This window comes from Hoeflea sp. AS16, from assembly GCF_038900095.1.
In the GTDB taxonomy this organism is placed as follows: Bacteria; Pseudomonadota; Alphaproteobacteria; order Rhizobiales; family Rhizobiaceae; genus Hoeflea.
In genome coordinates, this window is sequence record NZ_JBBMQQ010000001.1 from 1,016,707 (window position 1) to 1,038,871 (window position 22,165).

A 22,165-nucleotide genomic window follows, 5' to 3' on the forward strand; every position below is an offset into this window, starting at 1 on the left:
ATGGAATTTGAAGAAGTTGGAACTGCGCCGAATGCTTCTCACCGATCGAAAACAGACTTTGCGTTCCGGTCAGGATTTGCAGGAGGCTGTGGCACGGAATGCAGTGTGAAGGGCATGCCCTCGGGATCTATCCCACAATTTGATGAATATGCCCTTGATGATCGCTCAGGCGCAATCCGTCGACACTGGCGGGCAGTTCGTACCGCTGGGTAACCAGAAGCCCGCGTGAGACCAGCGTGTGGCAGACCGTCCGGTTCTCGATGTTCATAGGCGGGGCCAGATCAAACCTATCCAGCAAGGCCAGCAGCAGGTTTCGGGCTTCTTCCGGCGCACGCTTCGGTGGCAAGGTCTGATTGAAATCTCCGACGAGGATCGTTGGATGCACCGGATCGACCAGTCCGTCATGGGCCATGAGCGCCGATAGGAAGGTGATATGGTCTTCCCATGCTTTCCTGTCCCTTCGTCCGCTGGACACATGAGCATGAGACCACGGCACGCAGACACCATGCACTCTGACAGGCCCGATCGAACTGTCCGTCAGTCCGCTGACAAATCTCCCTGTTAGTGCGGTGTCGAGATCTGTCACCGTTTCGGTCCAGGGTGACTTGCTGCCCAACATGACCTTCCGCCGGCCTTCCTTGGTTGGGTAGCCGCTGTCGCCGTCAGGGCAAATGCTTTGCCAGGACGTTGGCTCCAGAATTTGGTCATAGGCTTCCGTCAGGCAGGCAATGTCGGGATTCGCATTCCCAATCATGCGCACGATCTCGCGTCCTGAGCGGCTTTTTGCCGTCTTCCATTCTAGATTCCAGTTAAGAATGGTGAGCATGAAAACCTCTTTCGGCTGGGAAATGAAGGATCTGCGACATTGAGGTGCCGCACATAGTTGCCGTTTCGGGATCACCGGGTAAAGTCCGCCCATATTGATTTGCAAGGAATGACGCATGCTTAACGGGGAAATCCGCTCCAAGGTCGACCAGGTCTGGAATGCCTTCTGGGCGGGCGGGATCGCCAATCCGCTCGAGGTGATCGAGCAGATTACCTACCTGTTGTTCATGCGCGGCCTTGATGACATCCAGACCCGCGAGGAGAACAAGGCCAACACGCTTGGCCGGCCGATCGAGCGGGTGATCTTTCCCGAAGGCGTCTATCGCACCGTGCGCGACGAAGAGACGGGTGAGGTGAAGGAAGAAATCCCCTATTCGGCGTTGCGTTGGTCACGGTTCAAGAATGACGACCCAGCCCGAATGTTTGCCATCGTCTCGGAGAGTGTTTTCCCGTTCCTGCGCGACATGGCCGAAAAGGGCACGGCGCATGCCGAGCACATGAAGGGCGCGCGCTTCACCATCCCCACGCCGGCGCTTCTCGCCAAGGTGGTCGACATGCTGGCCGAGATCCCGCTCGAGGACCGCGACACCAAGGGCGATCTCTACGAATACATGCTCGGCAAGATCGCGTCGGCCGGGCAGAATGGCCAGTTCCGCACGCCGCGCCATATCATCCGGATGATGGTCGAGATGACGGCGCCGACGCCGAAGGACACGATCTGCGATCCGGCCAGCGGCACCTGCGGCTTCCTGGTCGCCGCAGGCGAGTATCTGCGTGACAACCATCCGGCGCTGTTCCGCGACAAGGAGCTGCTCAAGCATTTCCACGAAGGCATGTTCCACGGCTATGACTTCGACAGCACCATGCTGCGCATCGGCTCGATGAACATGCAGCTGCACGGGGTCGAGAGCGCCGATATTCGCTACCGCGATTCGCTTGCCACCGGCCACGCCGACGACGCTGACAAATATTCGCTGATCCTCGCCAATCCGCCCTTTGCCGGATCGCTGGATTACGAGACCACGGCTGCCGACCTGCTGTCGATCGTCAAGACCAAGAAGACTGAACTGCTGTTCATGGCGCTGTTCATCAAGCTGCTCAAACCCGGCGGACGGGCGGCGGTGATCGTGCCCGACGGCGTGCTGTTCGGCTCGTCCAAGGCGCACAAGGCGATCCGCAAGATGCTGGTCGACGATCACAAGCTCGACGCTATCGTCAAGCTGCCCTCGGGCGTGTTCAAGCCCTATGCCGGGGTGTCGACGGCCATCGTCTTCTTCACCAAGACCAATTCCGGCGGCACCGATCATGTTTGGTTCTACGATGTCCAGGCCGACGGCATGAGCCTCGATGACAAGCGGCAGCTGCTGGTGGCGGAGGACAAATTCGGTCCGTTGCCGAAGGTGGGCTTGAGCGAAGACGAGCACGCCAAAAACAACCTGCCGGATGTCGTTGCCCGCTGGGCCGAGCGTGCAGGCGCCGAGCGCGACAACCCGCGCACCGGTCAGAGCTTTACCGTGCCGCGCGAGGAGATCGCCGAAGCCGGCTACGACCTGTCGCTCAACCGCTACAAGGAAGTGGTGCACGAAGCTACCGACCACCGACCGCCGAAGGAGATCATTACCGAGCTGCTGGCGCTGGAGGACGAAATTACTGCCGGTTTGAAAGAGCTGGAGGCGATGCTTTGAGTGTTCGCGCAGCTCGCCTTGGTGATGTATGCGAAGTGAACCCGAGGACTCCTAAGGGCATTTCGGACGATACAGTCGTATCGTTCCTTCCTATGAGTGCTGTTTCTGAAGGTGGCTTTGTGTCGTCTGAGGAGACCCGCACATTTGGCACCGTCAAAAAAGGATACACCTATTTTGAGCGTGGTGACGTTCTTGTCGCGAAAATCACCCCCTGTTTTGAAAACGGAAAAGCTGCGCCGACAGATAAAATCACCAATCAACTCGGGTTCGGCTCAACCGAGTTTCATGTTGTTCGCCCATCTAGGGAAGTAGACGCCAAATACGTTTTTTATCTTCTGTGGAACGATAAATTCCGGGCAGTTGCGGGAAAGGGCATGACCGGCAGTGCAGGCCAAAAACGCGTTCCCGCCGATCTGCTGAAACGTCTCGAAATTCCTCTCCCGCCGCTCGATGAGCAGAAGCGGATTGCGGCGATCCTGGATAAGGCCGATCTGCTCAGGCAGAAGCGCCGCCAGGCCATCGCGCTCCTCGACAACCTCACCCAGTCGATCTTTTTGGAGATGTTCGGGGATCTGAGGATCAATGAAAGAAAGTGGCCGGTCGAAAATTTGGACGCTCTCTGTAAACGGATTACCGTTGGCATTGTGGTCAAACCGGCTTCTTACTACCAAGATCAAGGTGTTATCGCGATCAGATCGCAGAACATTGAGGTCGAAGGTTTCAACTTGCGAGAAGTGGTCTATTTCTCTAAGGAAGATAATGAGGGTCCGCTTGCAAAGACACGCATTTTTGCGGGAGATGTTGTGATCGTTAGAACCGGCCAACCAGGAAAAGCAGCGGTTGTAGACCATCAACTTGACGGTTCAAATGCAATTGATGTTCTGATCGTTACTCCTGATTTTTCAAAAATTGATCCTCAATTCTTCAGCACTTTCATCAACTCGCCGGTCGGAAAGCAAATAGTGCTTTCCGAGCAACGCGGTCAAATACAGCAACATTTGAATGTGGGATCATTAAAAAAAGCTGCGATACCCCTTCCGCCACTTGTCAACCAGCAGCACTTCACAGCAGCTTGGCGAAAGCTCAGGACCAATTTGGCGATGTCGACAAATCACAGGGACAATTTGGAGTTTTTGTTCGCCTCCCTCCAACACCGCGCCTTCTCCGGTCAGCTCTGAGGCACCATGTCCAACTTCGCCTTGCTCGCCGCTGAATTTCCCGATGTCTTCGACAGTGTCAAGCGCAGAAAAGAGAAAGGCGGACCGCTTGCGCGATCCGCCCCATATCTATCTCGTCTCAAGGGGGTGTGCGTCGATGCGCAGTGACCGTTTCCTCAAGCTCACATCACTCAAAATATGCGAAAATCGCAAATATGCAAGATATTTTCAAAGATAATCCAGATGGTCGTTCCGAATTCATCGCGCTGGCCAGCCGCGAACGGTTCGCGCGTTACCTTCAGGCGACCAACGGAGACGAAGCAAAAGCAGTCGCCCTGTATTGCTGGAACATGCGCATTGGGCAATCCCTCTATGTGTATTTGCACTGTTGGGAAATAGCGTTGCGCAACCGGTGCAACGGCTTCCTGAGCTGGAAATACAACAAAAACTGGCCTTATGATGATGCTCGCTTTTTTCGCAACCTCACGACCGATGACAAAAGACGTTTGAGCGAAACGAAAGCACGGCAGGAGCGGGATAGAAAATCAAAACCTGCCTCTACACCTGCAATCGTGGCTGATTTATCGGCTGGCTTTTGGGTATCGCAGCTCTCAAAGCGCTATGAAATTCCATATGTTTGGCGGCACAATCTATCTCGTGTCTTTCCCCACGATAAAGCACTGGACCGTCAAGCAGTTTGGGAAAAGTGTAATGGGCTTTTAACATTACGCAACCGTATTGCGCACCATGAGCCGATCCATGGTCTGCCGCTACAAGAGTTGTATGCAGATCTCCAGACGTTGGTCGGCGCCATGTGCCCTGCAACGAGGCATTTTGCCGAAGCGTCTTGCAACTTCAAGGAAACGTGGGAACTATGGCACCCGCAGGTCACCGATGATCCTGGGGATACCGATTAGTCCATGTCCAACTTTGCCTTCCTCTCCACTGAATTTCCCGAAATCTCCGACAGTGCGAAGCGGGCGGAAGGCTATGCGGCGAGCGATCCGCGCACGGCGGCGTTTCATGCCAGGCGCACGGTGGAGCTGGCCGTGCAATGGGCCTACAAGAACGACAGCGGAATTCACTTTCCCTATGATGATCGCATCTCGACGCTGATCCATGAGCCGAGCTTCATCAAGCGCGCCGGCCAGGCGGTCTTCACCAAGGCCAAGCTGATCATCCGCATCGGCAACCGTGCGGTGCACGAGGCAAAGGAGACCTCGGCCAGGGACGCCGGTGATGCCGTGCGTGAACTGTTTCACTTCACATTCTGGCTGGCGCGGACCTACGCCAAGGCACCGCCGCCCGATGGGCTTGTCTTCGACCCGGCGCAGCTGACCCGCAAGGATGATCTGGTCCGAAAGGCTTTTGCCGAGCTGACCCGGCTGAAAGCGGAGACGGAAGAAAAGGACAAGGCCTTTGCGGCACTGCTGCGCGACAAGGGCGATCTCGACGCCGAGTTGTTGGCCGCCCGCGCCGAGCGCGACCGGATCCGCCGCGAAAACGAAGCCCGGCCCGACACCCACGACTATTCGGAAGCTGAGACCCGCGATCTCTATATCGACCTGCTGCTCAAGGAAGCTGGCTGGCCGCTCGATCAGGTGCGCGACCGTGAATATCCGGTCGAGGGCATGCCGAACAATGAGGGCAGGGGTTTTGTCGATTATGTGCTGTGGGGTGACGACGGCAAGCCGCTGGCGCTGATCGAAGCCAAGCGCACAAAGCGCGACCCGCGCGCCGGCCAGCAGCAAGCGAAACTCTATGCCGATTGCCTGGAGCAAAAATTCGGGCAGCGGCCGGTGATCTTCTACACCAATGGATACGACCACTGGATCTGGGATGATGCCGCCTATCCGCCGCGCGAGGTCTCCGGCTTCTACAAGAAGGACGAGCTTCAACTGCTGGTCCAGCGGCGCACGACCCGCAAGCCCGTGGCCGGGCTGCCGGTCAACACGAAGATCGCCGGGCGCTACTACCAGACCCGCGCCATCGCCAAGGTGGCGGCGAGCTTCGAGACAGACCGGCAGCGCAAGGCGCTCCTGGTGATGGCCACCGGCAGCGGCAAGACCCGCACGGTGATCGCGCTGGTCGATCTGATGATGCGGGCGGGCTGGGTCAAGCGCGTGCTGTTCCTGGCTGACCGGGTGGCGCTGGTCAACCAGGCGGTCAAGGCCTTCAAGGCGCATCTGCCGGACGCAGCACCGGTCAATCTGGTCACGGAAAAGTCCGGCGAAGGCCGGGTGTTTCTCTCCACCTATCCGACGATGATGAACCTGATCGACGACCGCCAGGCAGGCCATCTTCGCTTTGGGCCTGGGCATTTCGATCTCGTCATCATCGACGAGGCGCATCGCTCGGTCTATCAGCGCTATGGCGCGATCTTTGATTATTTCGACAGCCTGTTGGTCGGACTGACCGCCACGCCGAAGGACGAGATTGACCACAACACCTACGGGCTGTTCGAACTTGAAGACGGCGTGCCGACCGATGCCTATTCACTCGACAAGGCCGTGGAGGACGAATATCTGGTGCCGCCCGCGGCGGTCTCGGTGCCACTCAAGTTCCAGCGCGAGGGCATCCGCTATGACGATCTGAGCGAAGCGGAAAAAGAGCAGTGGGACATGCTCGAATGGGACGAGGAGGATGGCGATCCGCCCGACAGTGTCAACGCCGAAGCGATCAACAAATGGCTGTTCAATGCCGACACGGTCGACAAGGTGCTGGCCCATGTGATGACCGAGGGGCTGAAGGTGGCGGGCGGCGACCGTCTGGGCAAGACCATCATCTTCGCCAAGAACCAGGCCCACGCGGAGTTCATCGAAGAACGCTTCAACATTGCCTATCCGCACCTGGCCGGTCACTTCGCCCGGATCATCACCTTCAAGACCGAATATGCCCAGAGTCTGATCGACGATTTCTCCAAGAAGGAGTCCGATCCGCATATCGCAATCTCGGTCGACATGCTCGACACCGGCATCGACGTGCCGGAGGTGGTCAATCTCGTTCTGTTCAAACTGATCCGCTCGAAGACCAAATTCTGGCAGATCATCGGCCGCGGCACGCGGCTGTGTCCGGACCTGTTCGGACCCGGTGAGGACAAGGAGTTCTTCCGCGTCTTCGACTATTGCCAGAACCTCGAGTTCTTCCAGCAGAACCCCAAGCCCGACGAGGGCCGCAACGCCAAGAGCCTGGGCGAGCGGCTGTTCGCGGCGCGCTTCGACCTGGTCCGTGCGCTGGACGACAAGCACCGTCTGGAGCGGCCGCCGGGCGCTGCGGAGGAGGGCGCGCCCTATGATGCCGGCGGCGATGCCGCCCCTGATGAGAAGGCCATACGTGAAGGTGCGCTGACAACGCTCAGGGACACGGTCGCGGCGATGAATCTCGACAACTTCATCGTCCGGGGCAAGCGCCGCCTGGTCGAAAAGTATCAATCACCGCAAGCATGGAGTGAGCTGACCGACGACGTCCGCACTGAGTTGCTTGATGAAGTGGCGCCGCTGCCCAGCGAGCGTAGCCATGAACCCGAAGAGGCCAAGCGCTTTGACCTTTTGATGTTCAATCTGGAGCTCGCACTGCTGAAGGGCTCCAAGCGGTTCGACAAGCTCAAGAAGCTGCTGGTCGAGATCGCTTCGGCGCTGGACGAGCAGGTAACGATCCCGATCATCGCCGCCCAGCATGCGCTGATCCTCGACATTCTCTCCGATGCCTGGTGGGAGGGCATCACCGTGCCGCTGCTTGAGCTTGTCCGGCTTCGGTTGCGCGGACTGGTGCAGCACATCGACAAGAAGAAGAAGGCGATCGTCTACACCAATTTCGAGGACCAGCTTGGTGACGGCGCTGACATCGACCTGCCGGAGGTGGGCGAGGTCGACTTCGGACGCTTCAAACGCAAGGCTCGGCATTTCCTGCGCGACCACGAAGACCACATTGCTCTGGCCAAGCTCAAGCACGGCAAGCCGTTGACGCCGACCGATATCACAGAGTTGGAACAGATGCTGCTTACTGCCGGCATTGGCGATGCAGAGCACATCGAAAAGGCTTCCGAAATCGCCCACGGTCTCGGCCCGTTCATCCGCTCACTCGTCGGTCTCGACCGCGGCGCTGTTTCTGAGGCCTTCAGCGAGTTCCTCACCGACAAGGCTGCCAGTGCCGACCAGATCGAATTTGTCGACATGGTCATCGAACACCTGACCGAGAAGGGGGTGATGGATCCTGGCCTGCTCTACGAAAGCCCCTTTATCGACATTGCCCCGAGCGGTCCGGAGCAGGTGTTCGATATTGATCGCGCGAAGAAGCTCGTCGGTGTCATCAAGGGGTTGAACGAGAGCGCTGCGGGGTAGGTTGTTTCCGAGGCGTTTTTGACCCGATCCAGAGACTTTCAGTGAACGTTGATCTCGGTTTCTGGCCGCCACCGCAGAGCATCCCTTTGGCGATCATGCCATTGTGCGCATGTTTGGCGCAAAACCGGGTATTGATTGCAGAATGCAATCAATTATTGGTGCGAAATTCTGAACAGTTCTAATGATTGCAAATTGAATTGAGAAAGGAATTTCAGAAACTTATTTCCTCATGTTTTCGGAAGGTCAATCGCCCCGGTCCACCCGGAGAAACAAGATCTTTTGCATTTCGGCTATGATCCATGAAAATCCACAATGTAGACAAATGTAGACAAATCGTCTCCCGCGCGCGCGGGCGCGCGAGACGGTTTCGCATTTTCCGGTATATCCGCTGAGCAAAATAGTCGAGTCCCACAACGGCGTCACCAATTTGGAGTCATCTCTGATTGGGACGCGCATCCCCTTTTGATCTTTCATCAATCAACCAGCCAGGCGGCGGACATGTTTTTTGGGCCCGGCTGCCATGTCAAAGCGGCGAGAGGTTCCCTGAGCTGGACGTGCGTTCGCAACTGATTGTCCATCAACCCACACGGAGGCTTTTCAAGCACAACGAGAATATATGTCGTCTATGGAACTTGGTCTTGTGACGGATAGAAGGCTCCCGCCTCCGGATGAGCCAGGCGGGAATGCGCCCTCGTTTCGGCCATTGGGGGCCGCGGCAGCTCTTCTTGAAAGCCGACATTACTAATAACCTGAACAGCTGACTTGGCTACTGATAGCTCATACCATTTCTGATCATTGAATCTGTTCTGACAAGCCAGTGCCTAGCTAGGCAGGCTTGGCATTCTGCGTTCTGCGCTACCATGTCCGTGTTGGCATCAATGCGGTCACCGATCTGTTTTCGCAACGAGCCTCTACGTGTCATCAAGGACCGGCCAAAAGACTTCAGATTCCTGCGTATGGAGGCATCAGGCGGATCGGATCAGCTTTTTTGTTCGGCAATAATCATGCTTGTCCGGTAGCACAGTGCATGATCGCTGTCCTCTTTGAGCAAATCACGAAGGTAGCTTGACCTTCCCCCTGCAGTAACCATTAGGGTGTCAGGAGTGGAGGCGTACACTCTGCGCTTCTTGAAACGAGACCAGACAACATGACACGCCTGCCCGAATTTTCAGTGATCGTATTTTCCTTCCTGCTCCACTTCGTCTGGGAGTTCTGGCAGGCACCCACCTATGCGGGCATGATCGAGATGAACCATTGGGATGGCATCAAGCTCTGTTCTTCGGCAACATTCGGGGATGTCGGATTCGCCTTGACTGCATTCTGGATTACCAGTGCTGCCGCACGATCCCGCTTTTGGTTTGAAGCACCCAAAGCCTGGCAAACGCTCTTGTTCATCGGGGTCGGGATCGCTCTGACAGTTGGTTTTGAATATTACTACACCAACATATCGGAGCGCTGGACCTACTCCGATCTCATGCCACTGGTGCCGCCGTTCGGAACAGGACTGAGCCCGCTGCTGCAGTGGATTTTCATCCCGCTTGGCGTGGTCTGGCTTACACAACGGCAAACCATAGGGGCCAAAGCTACGGGGGCAGGAAAATGATGAACGACACAATGGGAAGTGGGTTTATGGGGCTTGGCGGTATCTGGATGCTGCTGATTGCCATTCTGGTAATCCTGGCCATTGCCGCTCTGGCCAAATACCTCATGAAGTGAGGTTGCAATCCGCTCCGTCGATGTCTTGACAGGACGGACGTGCGGTCAAGATTTTCCATTCCCTTCTGCCATTAGCCTGCGGGCCGCGGCAAGCCATAGACGGCAAATCATACCGGACGATGCGGGCTATAAGCAGTTGCCAGACTCTACGTTGTATCAAGCCGCCCCGCGTGGTTAGCTCACTGTGAATTGCCCCATCATGCCGGCATCTTCATGCTCAAGAATATGGCAATGATACATGAATGGGGTTTCCTCGGATGCCGGCTGCGTGAACTGAACAAGCAGCTCCGTTTGGCTGTCGACAACGACCGTGTCCTTCCATCCCAGGCTCTCCGGCCGCGGTTCTCTTCCGTTCTCACTGACCACCTGAAAGGAGACACCATGAACATGAAATGGATGCGCGAGCATGCTGGTGCTGATCACCCACTTCTCGGTGGCGCCGAGGCGCACGCGTTCGTTGATTGTACTCATGTCGAATGGCTGCCCGTTGATGGCCATGCCGCCCATCATGCCGCGACCCATTCCGCCTGATCCCATCATTCCGCCTCCCATGCCCATATCGAGAGAGAAGTTGCGCAGCTTTGAGACCCTGGCGGCTGTGAGGTCAGGTTGATCTCCACCGAGCACATCGGGGATGCGGGTGACTTTGGCGGGAAGCCGCTCGTCGACCAGGAACGGAAGCACTTCGAACCGCCTGCCTCCGGTTATATCATCGAGCAGGCCGCGGGCCCTTCCCATCATGCCGCCCATACCCGCATTGGGGTCACCCTCACTCATCAGCGACATGCCATGACCATCCGAGAAGTCGACCAGAATCTCTGCACGTTCTCCCGGTCCGAGCCGGAGCGTCTCAAGCTGTACCGGGGCTGGCAGATATCCACCGTCCGTTGCGATCAAATGAATGGGTCGATCGTCGCTGGAAAACAGTGAATAGATCCGCGCATTCGAACCGTTGATCAAGCGCAGCCGCACGACTGCCTTCGGTACAGCGGCAACTGAACCTACCTGACCATTGACCACGATCGTATCGCCGGTCATGCCATGCATGATGTCCATCATTGAGTTGGCGTAGACAAGCTGGCCGTCGCTGGAGAACCGGCGATCCTGAAGCAGCAGCGTCAGGTCATCGGCACCGTAAGTGTCCGGTAGGCCTCGTTCGCGGTCTAACCCGTCTGCAATGTGCAGTACGCCAGCCAGACCGGCGTATACATCGCGCGCGGTTCGACCATGGATGTGGGTATGAAAAAAAGCGGTACAGGGTCGCTGTCCAATTTCCATGTCCGGTGACCATACCTCTCCCGGTTTGACGGGAAGGTGTGGACCTCCGTCGTGATTGCCTGGCACCACCAGGCCATGCCAGTGCGCGCTGACCGGCCATGACAGTTCGTTTTCCACGCTCGGCTGCAGCGCGCCGTTCCTTATCCGAACCACGGGTCCGAGATAGGCTTGATTAAAGCCAATCGTTTTTGCTGGATGGCCCGGCAAGAAAGTTGTTGTGCCTGACTGGGCGGTGACCAGAAACTTGCCGGTATCGACCGTGTCGATCAGCGGCGGAAACTGCAACACTGGACGACCTGCAGCATCAGATGAGGGTGAGATGAAGCGGCTATCTGCCCAAGCGTAGAGGGCGCTGCTGGCTGCAAGTGCCGCGCCACCGGCGAGCAGGTTTCTTCTCTTTATCATTGATATGTTCCTTTCGGCAGAATTCGTCTGGTTCCAAGGTCATCAGTTCGCTTGCCCATCAGACCACCTCGAACCAAGTGTTCATGCCGGCGGCCGCATGTTCAAGCATGTGGCAATGGAACAACCATTTCCCAGGATTGTCGGCCACAAAAGCTATTTCCGTCGTCTGATCCGGTCCGATTAGAAAGGTATCCCGCCATGGCTTTCCCTCATCAACAACAGATCCGGATCGGTTGAGGATCTGGAAATGATGACCATGGACATGCATGGCATGAACCCAGGCGGTCCGGTTTACGGTTTCAAGCAGAATGGTTTCGCCCTGCCGGGCGTCGAAAAACGGTTCCTCGGCGAGATTGGCCACCCCGTTGAAGGCCCAGGCCTGTCTCGTGGTACGGATATCATCCCCCTTGAGCTTCTTTCCCTTGTAGGTGATGTCAGTCATGCCCCCCATCGCACCACCCGTCATTTCCAGGCGGATGCGCCGGGCCTTGGAAAGGTCAGGTGCGGGCAGAACATTGGGCTGCAGCTTGATGGCGGGTCTGGCCGGTTGCGAGGCCTCAGCATCCAAGACAGAGAATCCCGCCATAGGATAAGGCGTGTCCCCGGAGATTTCTTCAATAATGAAATCGCTTTCGGCCACGACCATCAAATCCACGCGCTGGGCTGGCCCCAGCAAGAGCGGCGCATAGTCCAGCCTGGCAGGCTCGGTGAATGATTGGCCATCAAAGCCCAGGAGCGTTGCGCCGAAACGGTTTGGATCTATTTCAAAGATACGCGCATTGGCGGCATTGATGAGCCGGAGGTGATAGATCTGGCCTCGGTCAAGATCAGTCACCGGGCGGCTTTGACCATTAACCGTCAACCAGTTGCCCAGCCGTCCACCGTGGGCCCATTCCATCATCGATCCAAGGCTTGCTACATCAAGCACGCCTTCGCCAGCCAGCCGCCAGTCATCAAGGACAAGGGTAATGTCGTTTGAGCGCTCGAAAGCAGGTTCAACCTCATCGACAATGAGGGGTCCATAAAGACCTCGCGCAACCTGGTTCCAACTCTTGTTGTGGGCGTGGTACCAGAAGGTGCCTGCATCAGGCGCGAAAAAGTCATAGACGAATGTGCCGCCCGGCTCGACCGGCTCCTGGGTCAGCCCGGAAACGCCGTCCATCGCATTGTCGATGCGAATTCCATGCCAGTGAACCGACGTCGGCTCGTCCAGCTTGTTGGTGAAGCGTACCTGCACACGCTCACCCTTTTTCACCCTGATTTCGGGCCCGGGCGCAGATCCGTTGTAGGTCCAAAGATCCGATGTGGGTGCATCGGGCAGGTAAAGCCGCTGTTTCGAAGGCGCGGCAATGAGGTCAAGGAACCCATCCTGTGATTTTGCCAGTGACAGACTCGGCAACTGGGAGGCGACGAGACCAGAAGAGAAACCGGCGAGCAAACGGCGACGGGAAAGTTTCATCAGAGCCTTTCAGCCCGGCAATCCGGGAGCGGTCTTGGCGATAATCAGTAAGTGCAAATGGCGGGAAGCCTTGATTTCCCGCCATTTGCTTCTCGGTTGCTACTTCAGCTCGGTCACGGTCAGCTTGCCCTTCACCCGGTCGGCGACGAATTCGATGTCGTCACCAGCCTTCATCTTCTCCAGCATGGCCGGATCAGCGGTGCGGAACACCATGGTCATGGCCGGCATGTCGAGATTGGCCAGTTCCTCATGAATGATGGTGACTTTGCCGGCCTTCATGTCGACTTTCTTGACTGTGCCTTTTGTATACTCGGTGGCAAAAGCTGCCGAACTGCCGGCAACAGCGAACATGGCTACGAACATGAGTGTCGTGAATTTTCGCATATGTCTTACCTCGGTTTGTGTCAGAATCGCTCGGTTTGATCAGTGGCCGGTGACGGTGAGCATGCCCTTCATGCCGGAATCGTAATGGCCGGGGATCAGGCAGGCGAATTCGAATGGACCGGCATTGGCAAAGCTCCAGATGACTTCGCCATCCATGCCCGGATCAAGGCGCACGGAATTGGGATCGTCATGCTCCATTTCGGGCATGCGTTCCATCAGTTCCTTGTGCTCCATCACGCCGTCATGATCATCAAGGACGAACTCATGTTCGAGTTCGCCCTTGTTCATCACCATGAAGCGAATGGTCTCGCCTTTCTCGACGTTGATCTCCTTGGGCTCAAAGATCATTTCGCCGTCGTCGGTTTCCTTCATGATCACTTCAATTGTGCGGCTGACTTCGGACGCCTTGCCGGGGTTGCCGATGGCCATCATGCTGTCATGCCCGCCGGAATGGGTTCCAGCGGCAGTAGCCAATGCTGTCATCGCGAGGAAGGATGCGGATGCAATCAGGAGAGTTTTCATGGGTGTTGTTCCTTTCGTGAACATTTCGGGTCGAAGAGGTTAACCATTGCTGCCGGATTTCACCGGCGCTGGCGTGATTGTTGTTGTTGCGTCTGTTGCCTTGGCGAATTCCGGCAGCTCGCCGGTCCATTCATAGGCCTGGGTTCCGGGCGGGTTTTCGTACCAGCCGGGATCGCTGTAATCGCCGGCCGAGATGCCCTCACGGACCTTGACGACGGAGAACATGCCGCCCATTTCAAGCGGTCCGTAGGGCCCCCAGCCGGCCATCATCGGCACAGTATTGTCGGGCAGCTCCATCGACATTTCGCCCATGTCTGCCATGCCCGCTGTGCCCATCGGCATGTATTCGGGCTGCACCACCCGGATCTTCCTGGTGACCTTGGACTTGTCGACACCTATGAAGGTTGGCACGTCATGGCCCATGGCATTCATCGTGTGGTGGGATTTGTGGCAGTGGATGGCCCAGTCGCCCAGGTGCACGGCGTCAAATTCATAGGCGCGCATTGCCCCCACCGGGATATCAATCGACACTTCCGGCCATCGGGCTTCGGGCCGCACCCAGCCCCCATCGGTGCAAGTCACCTCGAAATCATAGCCATGCATGTGGATCGGGTGGTTGGTCATGGTCAGGTTGCCGACGCGCACCCGGACGCGGTCGTTCTTCGACACGACAAGCGGATCGATGTCGGGGAAGATGCGGCTGTTCCATGTCCACAGGTTGAAGTCCGCCATGGTCATGATCTTCGGCACATAGGAGCCTGGGTCGATGTCGAAGGCGTTGAGCATGATCAGGAAATCGCGATCAACCGGCATGAACGCCGGATCCTTCGGGTGGATGATGAAGAACCCCATCATCCCCATCGCCATCTGCACCATCTCGTCGGCGTGCGGGTGGTACATGAAGGTCCCCGACTTCACGAGATCGAACTCGTAGATGTAGGTCTTGCCGGGTGGGATCGCCGGATGGGAAAGCCCTCCCACGCCGTCCATTCCCGATGGCAGGATCAGCCCGTGCCAATGCACAGAGGTATGCTCGGGCAACTTGTTGGTGACGTAGATCCGAACCCGGTCGCCCTCCACGGCTTCGATGGTCGGGCCGGTGGATTGGCCGTTGTAGCCCCACAGATAGGCGGTCATGCCGTCTGCCAGCTCACGCTCCACCGGTTCGGCCACGAGGTGGAATTCCTTGACCCCGTTGTTCATCCGGAATGGCAAGGTCCAGCCGTTGAGCGTCACAACCGGATTGTAGTCTGGCCCTGTCGAAGGCATCAGCGGGGCCTGGGTCAGCGGGCTTTCCATAAGTGCCGCGTCAGGCAGCCCCATGTTGGTTGTTTTCGACCACGCGGTCGAGGAGACAAGGGCCGCTCCGGCAGCGCTGGCACCTAGCAATTGACGTCTGTTCATCATGGTCTTTTCCTTTCCGGAAAGTTAGTGGCCGCCGCCGCCAGCATCGCCAACGGTTGGTGCCCCAGCGGCGCTGCTTGCACCGGTTCCGCCGCCATAGATCGCCGCCGACAGATTGACATCGGCCAGCCAGAACTCGCGTTTGGCGTTGATCGCCAACATCAGGGTTCCGATCTTGGCGCGGGTATCGGCGAGGAGTTCAAATGTGTTGGAGATCATGCCGTTATAGGTCAGCAGCGACTCCGCCTCGATCGTGGTGCGCAACGGCACTACGGCATTGAGATAATGCCGGGCGATCTCATGGGTCGAACTGTAGGCTGTATGCGCTGACCGCGCCTCGGAGCGGATGTTGACTGCTTTTTCCGCGAGCTGGTTGGCTGCCTGCATGTAGGCAAGTTCAGCCTTGCGCAATCGGGGTTTGCCGCTGTCGAAGATCGGAATCACGAACTCCAGTTCGAGCTGCGGCGTAACCACTGTTTTCCGGCTCTTGCTCTCTTCAAGATTGCCGCCAACAATTTCGTATTCGGTCTCGATCTCACGTTCGGCTTCAAAGCCCGAGATGATCTCAAGATCCGTGACAAAGCGTGTGGCTTCGGTCAGACCATAGCTCTTGGCAACGGATTCCAGCTCCAGTTTTGCGACACGAAGATCGACGCGGTTTTCAAGAGCCTCCTGCTCGATCCGGTTTTTCCTGATAACCCCGCGCGGCAGCTGCGGTAGTTTGTCGGGGACGTAGTAATCAACCTCGCTTCCCCAAAGCCCCATGATCCGTGTGAGCTCTTCCTTGGCCAGCCGCGACGCCAGCCGGGCTTCGGCCATCTGTCCGGTCAGTTCGGCATAGAAGGCGTGCTCTCTCGCCTGCCCTCCCTTTGGAAGCGCACCGCTTTCGCCGAGTTTCTGAGCAAGCTCGGACGCTGCATCGGCTGCGACCTTGGCCTGATTGAGATAAGCGACAGTTTCGAACGCTGAAACAGTATTGACCCAGGCCCGGCGTGTGTCATTTGCGACCTTGAGGGTTGCATCGACCGCCCGCATTTGAGCCTGCCGGAAGCGTGTATCGGCGATGTCGACGCGTGCCCGTCGCGTTGCGAGCGACAGGATGTTGGCCGCGATCATTCCTTCGATGGCCCGATAGGCCCCAAGTTCAGGTGCGCCGATACCGAGCAGGCCGATCGAAACCGTTGGGTTTTCAGGCAGGCTTTGCTGCCAGGCTTCTGCTGCGTTCATGCCTATGTCGGTATAGGCTGCCTGCAGGCCCTTGTTGTTGAGAAGCGCCACCTGAACAGCGGTGTCGGCATTGATGGTTTTTTTGTGCACCAGGGCATGGACGCGCTTGGAAACCGCCTTTGCCTGATCCTTGTTCTGAAGCCAGACCGCTTCCTTGCCTTTGGTGCTGATGGAGACGGATGCTGCGACGACGCCAAAACCGGCTTCTTTCGCCGAGTATCCGGCAAGCTCCTGATCGCTGACGCACCCGGCAAGGACCAAGGCTGCCGACGACGTGATCACTATGGATCTGGTTGTTCGCGAGATCCTCATGAGCTTTCTCCCGCGCCGGGAGCCTGGCTGTCATTTTGCTGACGCCAGGGTTTGGGACCCACAGGCACACGATGGGTGTATCCCTCAAGAACTGTGTGATGGTGGGTGTTGCGGATACCTGAGACGGAATCCGCCGGAGAACTGCCCGGCATGATATCGGCAGGCCTGCCCGCAGCCGTGCAAGCGGCGAGCACCAGCGGCATTCCAGCCGCAAAGAGAGTACGAAACATGATTGTCCTACTGCGATAGAAGTGCGGTTGGCCGATTGAAACCGGCCACGGAGCCCGATGACGGGCGCAGTTGCACTTCAGGCGCGGGGAGGACGTTCCGGCAAAGCCATGGTGGTAACGACAAAGCCTGGCAGAGGTGTGATCTTAAAACTGTCGGGAATGAAAACAGCTTCCCTCAACGGGGCGACCGAGCAGAGGGCAGAGGAGCAGGATATCGGGCAGCACTGGTCTTGCATGTTGGCGTGATCTGTCTGCATCGGATCCTGAACGGCACCAGAATGAGTATCCTCAGCCTGATGATGGTTCATCATCGAATGGTCAACGGAGGCGCCATTGCCGATGTGATGCACTCCGCCGCTGACGGCTGCCGATCCAGCCATCGCAGCAGCATGCACAGCACCCGGCACAATGCTCGAAAATACGAGCATCAACACCAGAAACACATGCCCGCGACCGGGTAGATGGCGATTGGATTTCTTCATCGTAAACAGTGTTGCCCCAACAGACCTTGCAGGGCAAGCGTTGGTCCCTTCACAAACCGGTGAGGATGTTTCCGATATTGGTGCGCCGGTCCGGACATCAACTCAGTACACCCCATTGGCGCGTTGCAGCTCGCGTATATAGAAAACGATGCTGTCGAGTTCGGGATCGGTAATGCCTTCAACCGGCGGCATGTTGCCGAATTGCCAGTGATGCGCGCGCACGCCATTCTTGGCTGCCAGGTGGAATGACGCGTCCGCATGATGGTTGGGTTCGTAGATCTTGTGGACCAATGGCGGTGCAATTCCGTCCTGCCCGGCCGCATTGGTGCCGTGACAAGAACCGCACGATCGAGTGAACAGCCTTTCGCCCTCTTGGGCGCCTAGCGACAGATCCGGAACCTGAACATGGGCCAGCGCGGCCCCGGTCGCGATCGGAGCGGACGGCGAGAGCACGCGGTAAAGCAGAAGCCCGGCACCCAGAACGGCAACGGCAATTACGATGGAGCGCGTGTTCATGATCGGTTTCTCCCCGCAATCTCGTCGATGATCGGGCAGTCCGGCCGGTCATCACCGTGGCAATGATCAGCCAGCGTCTTGAGCGTGCTGCGCAGGGATTTAAGCTCCTTGAGCTTGCGGTCGATCTCAATGATCTTTTCCAGTGCCAGTGCCTTTACATCGGAACTGGCCCGCGCCTTGTCTTCATACAACGAGAGAAGTGAGCGGCATTCATCAATGGTGAAGCCGAGGCTTCTGGAGCGTTGAATGAAGGCCAGGCGGTGTACATCGTTGGCGTCATAGTCGCGATAGCCATTTGCTGCACGAATCGGCTTGATGAGGCCGATATCCTCGTAGTAACGGATTGTCTTGGCCGGAAGGCTGGTCGCGTCAGCCGCTTCACCGATGTTCATGTCTGCCTCCCTGACTTGATGCTACATTGCGATCTGAACCACTCATAAGACTTCCACCTGCTGGAAGGTCAAGCGTCAAGCTTGACCGACCGGAGACGCAGCGCGTTGGAGATGACAGACACCGAAGACAGGCTCATGGCCGCGGCCGCAATCATCGGTGACAGCAAGGTTCCCGTGATCGGATAGAGCAGTCCTGCGGCAATTGGTACGCCGACGCTGTTGTAAGCGAAGGCGAAGAACAGGTTCTGCTTGATGTTGCTGAGTGTTGCCTCGGACAATCTGCGGGCGCGGAGGATGCCGCCGAGGTCGCCTTTGAGCAGGGTGATGCCTGCACTTTCAACAGCGACATCGGCCCCAGTTCCCATGGCGATTCCTACCTCGGCTGCTGCCAGCGCAGGCGCATCATTGACGCCGTCTCCGGCCATGGCAACCTTGTGACCGGCCCTGTGCAGCTCGTCCACCAGTGCCTTCTTGTCCTCTGGCAGGACTCCGGCACGGACTTCATCGATGCCCAGCTGATCGGCCACCGCGCGGGCCGTGGTCTCGTTGTCGCCTGTCGCCATGATGATCTTGAGACCGGCCTCATGCAGCGCCCGGATGGCGTCACTTGTGCTCGCCTTGATCGGGTCTGCCACAGCGATGAGGCCCGCAAGTCTGCCATCGATCGCGACATACATCGCGGTCTTTCCATCCGAGCGAAGCGCATGGGCCTGCTCGTCGGCAGCGGCGCAGTCGACACCCGCAAACTCCATCATGGCCGCATTTCCAAGCGCCAGCTTCCTGTCCCCTGACCGTCCCGACACGCCTTTTCCGGTGACCGCCTCGAAGTCCGACACCGGTTTCGCCTCGATCCCGCGTGCGGAAATCCCTCCGACGATGGCTTCGGCCAGCGGGTGTTCCGATCCGGATTCAAGACCCCGGACAAGCGCCAGCATGTCGGTTTCAGCAATTTTCCCGAAGGTCACGACATCGGTCAGCGTCGGCTTGCCTTCGGTCAGTGTGCCGGTCTTGTCGACGACCAGAACATCGACCCTTGCCATCCGTTCGAGTGACTCGGCGTCTTTGATCAGAACGCCTGCCTGCGCGCCACGGCCGGTGGCTGTCATGATCGACATGGGCGTCGCCAATCCCAGCGCACAGGGGCAGGCAATGATGAGAACCGAAACCGCCGAGACAATGGCAAATACAAAGGCCGGATCGGGACCGATCAGCAGCCAGATCACGAACGCCAGGACAGCAACGATAACCACCGCCGGCACGAAATAGGAGGCAACACGGTCTGCGAGCCCCTGGATGGGGGCGCGGGATCTCTGCGCCGATGACACCATGGCAACGATCCGCGCCAGCATGGTCTCGTCACCAACCTTCTCGGCCTCAACGATCAGCGATCCGTTCTTGTTCAGGGTGCCGCCGGTGACATGATCGCCTTCGGCCTTTTCCACCGCAAGCGGCTCGCCGGTGAGCATGCTTTCATCAACGGAGCTGTGGCCCTCAACGACGATTGCATCCACCGGGATGGCTTCGCCGGGACGAACCCGCAGCCGGTCTCCGCCAACAATGTTTTCCAGCGGCGCGTCATACTCCTCGCCATCCGGCAGGATGCGGCGGGCGGTCTTGGGCGCCAGGTCAAGCAGCGCGCGGATCGCGTCACCGGTACGTTCGCGGGCTCTCAGTTCAAGCACCTGGCCGACAAACACCAGCGCGATAATCACCACGGCCGCCTCGAAATAAACCGGCATGTGGCCGCCGGCCATCTGCAGCCCGGCTGGAAACAGATGCGGAAGGAAGGTCGCGACGGTGGAATAGAGATAGGCCGCACCAACGCCGATCATGATCAGCGTCCACATGTTCAGGTTCCAGGTCTTGATCGAGGTCCAGCCGCGGTGAAAGAACGGCCGCGCCGCCCAGACGACGACGGGCGTTGCCAATGCAAATTCCAGATACAGGGCAAGCGTTTCGCCAAGCCACTGGCGGACGGGAAGTCCCAGCATCGGCGCCATTGTCAAGATCAGCAGCGGGATGGCAGCGCCGGCGCTGACCCAGAGCCTGCGGGTGAAATCCACCAGCTCATGGTTGGGACCGTCGGCCACGCCATCCATCGGCTCCAAGGCCATGCCGCAGATCGGGCAGGTTCCCGGGCCTTCCTGCACGATCTCCGGATCCATCGGGCAGGTGTACATGGCGTTTTTCGGAGCCGTCTTCTTCTTTCTGGCCTTGTTGCCCGACAGATAGAACCAGGGATCGCGCTCGAACTTGTCGTGGCAACCGGTCGAGCAGAAATGAAACGCGTCGCCCTTGTACTCAAGCGTTGGCTTGCCCTTGTCGAGCGCGACATCCATGCCGCAAACGGGGTCCTTGACCTTGCCATCGCGCGGTACGGTGGCCGCCTCGAACAGCGCGTCGGTGTCGACTTTCGGCTCCTCGCCGTGATCTTCCGGATGCGCGTGATTGCAGTGTTGATGATGGTCCATGATGCCGATCCTTGCTGACTTCAGGTGACCCTAATTCTTCCAGTCACTGGAAGGTCAAGCGATGTTTTTCAACTATTTCTGATTCCGGTTGGAACCCTCCAGCACGGGAAGGTCGTTTAGTCCACATCAAGATATATGGAGAATGGAATGGCATATTCACGATTTCTGGCGATGATTGCGACATCCACGATCATCATGTTTGGCCTGATGTATCTCAACACCTGGGACATCAGCCACGTATGGTTTAGCCAGACCAGGATGTGGATGGCGCTGTATATGGGCGCTGCAATGGCCCTGGTCATGCTGGCCTTCATGCTCGGAATGTACACCAACAGGAAAGCCAACATTGCGATCCTAGTCGGATCGGTGATCGCCTTCGGCGCGGGCCTCTACCTGGTACGGAGCCAGGATACGGTTGGCGACGTGGCCTGGATGAAGGCAATGATCCCGCATCATTCCATCGCGATCATGACAAGCACGCGCGCCGATATCAGCGACCCGCGGGTGCGCGACCTCGCAGACGAGATCATTGAGGCTCAGAAACGGGAAATTGCCGAAATGGAAGCCCTGATCGCGGATTTGAATGGCGGCCCACCGGCAACACCGGAAATTGATGGCAGATAACGCCGGGTCTTAGTGCATGCAGCATCCCCAACTGGCCGGTCAGTGGATCGTACCGGTTTCGGCGGCATGGGTCGTTGAAACGGAAGCAAAACATTTTGATCTGTCAGAAGCCGACCGTCTGTTTGCGGCCCCATCCTTGCCGTTAAAATGAGCTTTCTATTTTTCCCAAGAACAGCCGTCAATCTGAAGCGGTTGGTTCGTTGAATATGCCAGCACGCAATTCATGCGGCGGTCCGGCGCATGGCATGAGAAAATCTAGTTGATACAGTGCCCAGTAGTCTCGCAATGCGACCCCACCTGCAGGCGCCGTTCTACGAGGCCCAGCTCGAATTCGTCGAGGATAATGGGGCTGCTCGAGGCCTTAGTCTGGTTTGAGGCTTGTGCGCGCCGTGATGCAGGCAAAAATCTGGCCGTCAGTGCTGTGCACCGCACCCATATTGCACACATATGTGCACTCCATACACTAAAGCAAAATTATTCATATATTTTACAATATATTACAGGCTTGTATGGCGGAGGGGGTGGGATTCGAACCCACGGTACGGTCTCCCGCACGCCGGTTTTCAAGACCGGTGCCTTAAACCGCTCGGCCACCCCTCCAAGATATTGATATGATATCGCATTCCGGTTGTGGCAAACGTGCGGTCTGAAGCGCTTGCAGCCGGTATGCTATCGAATATCTTTCGAGGGCGCTTCTACAGCGTTCAGCGCGCTGCAGTCAACGGCAATTGAGTGG

The 22,165-nt window shown here is 57.7% G+C and carries 17 protein-coding genes and 1 tRNA gene; 6 read left to right on the plus strand and 12 right to left on the minus strand.

Annotated elements, in window-relative coordinates; genetic code table 11:
* Nucleotides 1-127 precede the first annotated feature (127 nt).
* Nucleotides 128-826, minus strand: coding sequence for an endonuclease/exonuclease/phosphatase family protein (locus WNY80_RS04890; protein ID WP_342886198.1), 699 nt, complete (start codon nucleotides 824-826; stop codon nucleotides 128-130).
* A 115-nt stretch (nucleotides 827-941) separates the two neighbouring features.
* Here WNY80_RS04890 and WNY80_RS04895 point away from each other — a divergent pair, with 115 nt between their 5' ends.
* From WNY80_RS04895 to WNY80_RS04915, 5 genes are all read left to right on the plus strand, one after another.
* Entirely contained in the window at nucleotides 942-2,510 is a 1,569-nt protein-coding gene (locus WNY80_RS04895) for a class I SAM-dependent DNA methyltransferase (RefSeq protein ID WP_342886199.1), read from the plus strand.
* A complete protein-coding gene (locus WNY80_RS04900; protein WP_342886200.1) occupies nucleotides 2,507-3,688 on the plus strand; it encodes a restriction endonuclease subunit S in 1,182 nt (393 codons plus the stop codon). The genes WNY80_RS04895 and WNY80_RS04900 overlap by 4 nt, the downstream gene beginning before the upstream one ends.
* 194 nt (nucleotides 3,689-3,882) lie before the next feature.
* On the plus strand, nucleotides 3,883-4,584 hold the full coding sequence (locus tag WNY80_RS04905) for a hypothetical protein (protein ID WP_342886201.1): 702 nt from the start codon (nucleotides 3,883-3,885) through the stop codon (nucleotides 4,582-4,584).
* Nucleotides 4,585-4,587: 3 nt separating this feature from the next.
* Nucleotides 4,588-8,007, plus strand: a complete 3,420-nt coding sequence (locus WNY80_RS04910; protein WP_342886202.1) for a DEAD/DEAH box helicase family protein — start codon at nucleotides 4,588-4,590, stop codon at nucleotides 8,005-8,007.
* 1,147 nt (nucleotides 8,008-9,154) lie between these two features.
* Nucleotides 9,155-9,610: a hypothetical protein gene (locus WNY80_RS04915; protein ID WP_342886203.1), complete on the plus strand. Its 456-nt coding sequence runs from the start codon at nucleotides 9,155-9,157 to the stop codon at nucleotides 9,608-9,610.
* A 287-nt stretch (nucleotides 9,611-9,897) separates the two neighbouring features.
* Here the strand turns inward: WNY80_RS04915 and WNY80_RS04920 are convergent, their stop codons facing one another.
* The 10 genes from WNY80_RS04920 to WNY80_RS04965 all read right to left on the minus strand — a co-directional run bounded on the left by WNY80_RS04920 (nucleotide 9,898) and on the right by WNY80_RS04965 (nucleotide 20,805).
* The gene (locus WNY80_RS04920; RefSeq protein ID WP_342886204.1) at nucleotides 9,898-11,406 is read right to left on the minus strand and encodes a multicopper oxidase domain-containing protein; all 1,509 of its coding nucleotides are present in this window, start codon (nucleotides 11,404-11,406) and stop codon (nucleotides 9,898-9,900) included.
* 58 nt (nucleotides 11,407-11,464) lie between these two features.
* On the minus strand, nucleotides 11,465-12,865 hold the full coding sequence (locus WNY80_RS04925) for a multicopper oxidase family protein (protein WP_342886205.1): 1,401 nt from the start codon (nucleotides 12,863-12,865) through the stop codon (nucleotides 11,465-11,467).
* Nucleotides 12,866-12,964: 99 nt separating this feature from the next.
* Nucleotides 12,965-13,249 carry a copper-binding protein gene (locus WNY80_RS04930; RefSeq protein WP_342886206.1) on the minus strand — a complete coding sequence of 95 codons (285 nt, stop codon included), beginning with the start codon at nucleotides 13,247-13,249 and terminating at the stop codon, nucleotides 12,965-12,967.
* A 39-nt stretch (nucleotides 13,250-13,288) separates the two neighbouring features.
* Entirely contained in the window at nucleotides 13,289-13,771 is a 483-nt protein-coding gene (locus tag WNY80_RS04935) for a cupredoxin family protein (RefSeq protein ID WP_342886207.1), read from the minus strand.
* Between the two features lie 39 nt (nucleotides 13,772-13,810).
* Nucleotides 13,811-15,178, minus strand: a complete 1,368-nt coding sequence (locus tag WNY80_RS04940; RefSeq protein WP_342886208.1) for a copper oxidase — start codon at nucleotides 15,176-15,178, stop codon at nucleotides 13,811-13,813.
* A 21-nt stretch (nucleotides 15,179-15,199) separates the two neighbouring features.
* Nucleotides 15,200-16,714, minus strand: coding sequence for a TolC family protein (locus WNY80_RS04945; protein WP_342886209.1), 1,515 nt, complete (start codon nucleotides 16,712-16,714; stop codon nucleotides 15,200-15,202).
* 307 nt (nucleotides 16,715-17,021) lie between these two features.
* Nucleotides 17,022-17,426, minus strand: coding sequence for a hypothetical protein (locus tag WNY80_RS04950; RefSeq protein WP_342886210.1), 405 nt, complete (start codon nucleotides 17,424-17,426; stop codon nucleotides 17,022-17,024).
* Nucleotides 17,427-17,528: 102 nt separating this feature from the next.
* Entirely contained in the window at nucleotides 17,529-17,942 is a 414-nt protein-coding gene (locus WNY80_RS04955; protein ID WP_342886211.1) for a cytochrome c, read from the minus strand.
* On the minus strand, nucleotides 17,939-18,334 hold the full coding sequence (gene cueR, locus WNY80_RS04960; protein ID WP_342886212.1) for a Cu(I)-responsive transcriptional regulator: 396 nt from the start codon (nucleotides 18,332-18,334) through the stop codon (nucleotides 17,939-17,941). The genes WNY80_RS04955 and cueR overlap by 4 nt, the downstream gene beginning before the upstream one ends.
* 68 nt (nucleotides 18,335-18,402) lie before the next feature.
* Nucleotides 18,403-20,805 (minus strand): heavy metal translocating P-type ATPase, encoded by a 2,403-nt coding sequence (locus WNY80_RS04965; protein ID WP_342886213.1) that lies wholly within the window; start codon nucleotides 20,803-20,805, stop codon nucleotides 18,403-18,405.
* Between the two features lie 147 nt (nucleotides 20,806-20,952).
* Here WNY80_RS04965 and WNY80_RS04970 point away from each other — a divergent pair, with 147 nt between their 5' ends.
* A complete protein-coding gene (locus WNY80_RS04970) occupies nucleotides 20,953-21,429 on the plus strand; it encodes a DUF305 domain-containing protein (RefSeq protein WP_342886214.1) in 477 nt (158 codons plus the stop codon).
* Between the two features lie 510 nt (nucleotides 21,430-21,939).
* Here the strand turns inward: WNY80_RS04970 and WNY80_RS04975 are convergent.
* Nucleotides 21,940-22,029 (minus strand) — tRNA-Ser (locus WNY80_RS04975).
* Between the last annotated feature and the right edge of the window lie 136 nt (nucleotides 22,030-22,165).

Bases quoted from the DNA above. Each gene is read 5' to 3' on its own strand.
- WNY80_RS04905 (WP_342886201.1), top strand. From the start codon at position 3,883: ATGCAAGATATTTTCAAAGATAATCCAGATGGTCGTTCCGAATTCATC.
- WNY80_RS04950 (WP_342886210.1), bottom strand. From the start codon at position 17,426: ATGAAGAAATCCAATCGCCATCTACCCGGTCGCGGGCATGTGTTTCTG.
- WNY80_RS04955 (WP_342886211.1), bottom strand. From the start codon at position 17,942: ATGAACACGCGCTCCATCGTAATTGCCGTTGCCGTTCTGGGTGCCGGG.
- WNY80_RS04895 (WP_342886199.1), top strand. From the start codon at position 942: ATGCTTAACGGGGAAATCCGCTCCAAGGTCGACCAGGTCTGGAATGCC.
- cueR (WP_342886212.1), bottom strand. From the start codon at position 18,334: ATGAACATCGGTGAAGCGGCTGACGCGACCAGCCTTCCGGCCAAGACA.
- WNY80_RS04940 (WP_342886208.1), bottom strand. From the start codon at position 15,178: ATGATGAACAGACGTCAATTGCTAGGTGCCAGCGCTGCCGGAGCGGCC.
- WNY80_RS04965 (WP_342886213.1), bottom strand. From the start codon at position 20,805: ATGGACCATCATCAACACTGCAATCACGCGCATCCGGAAGATCACGGC.
- WNY80_RS04920 (WP_342886204.1), bottom strand. From the start codon at position 11,406: ATGATAAAGAGAAGAAACCTGCTCGCCGGTGGCGCGGCACTTGCAGCC.
- WNY80_RS04935 (WP_342886207.1), bottom strand. From the start codon at position 13,771: ATGAAAACTCTCCTGATTGCATCCGCATCCTTCCTCGCGATGACAGCA.
- WNY80_RS04925 (WP_342886205.1), bottom strand. From the start codon at position 12,865: ATGAAACTTTCCCGTCGCCGTTTGCTCGCCGGTTTCTCTTCTGGTCTC.
- WNY80_RS04970 (WP_342886214.1), top strand. From the start codon at position 20,953: ATGGCATATTCACGATTTCTGGCGATGATTGCGACATCCACGATCATC.
- WNY80_RS04910 (WP_342886202.1), top strand. From the start codon at position 4,588: ATGTCCAACTTTGCCTTCCTCTCCACTGAATTTCCCGAAATCTCCGAC.
- WNY80_RS04915 (WP_342886203.1), top strand. From the start codon at position 9,155: ATGACACGCCTGCCCGAATTTTCAGTGATCGTATTTTCCTTCCTGCTC.
- WNY80_RS04945 (WP_342886209.1), bottom strand. From the start codon at position 16,714: ATGAGGATCTCGCGAACAACCAGATCCATAGTGATCACGTCGTCGGCA.
- WNY80_RS04890 (WP_342886198.1), bottom strand. From the start codon at position 826: ATGCTCACCATTCTTAACTGGAATCTAGAATGGAAGACGGCAAAAAGC.
- WNY80_RS04930 (WP_342886206.1), bottom strand. From the start codon at position 13,249: ATGCGAAAATTCACGACACTCATGTTCGTAGCCATGTTCGCTGTTGCC.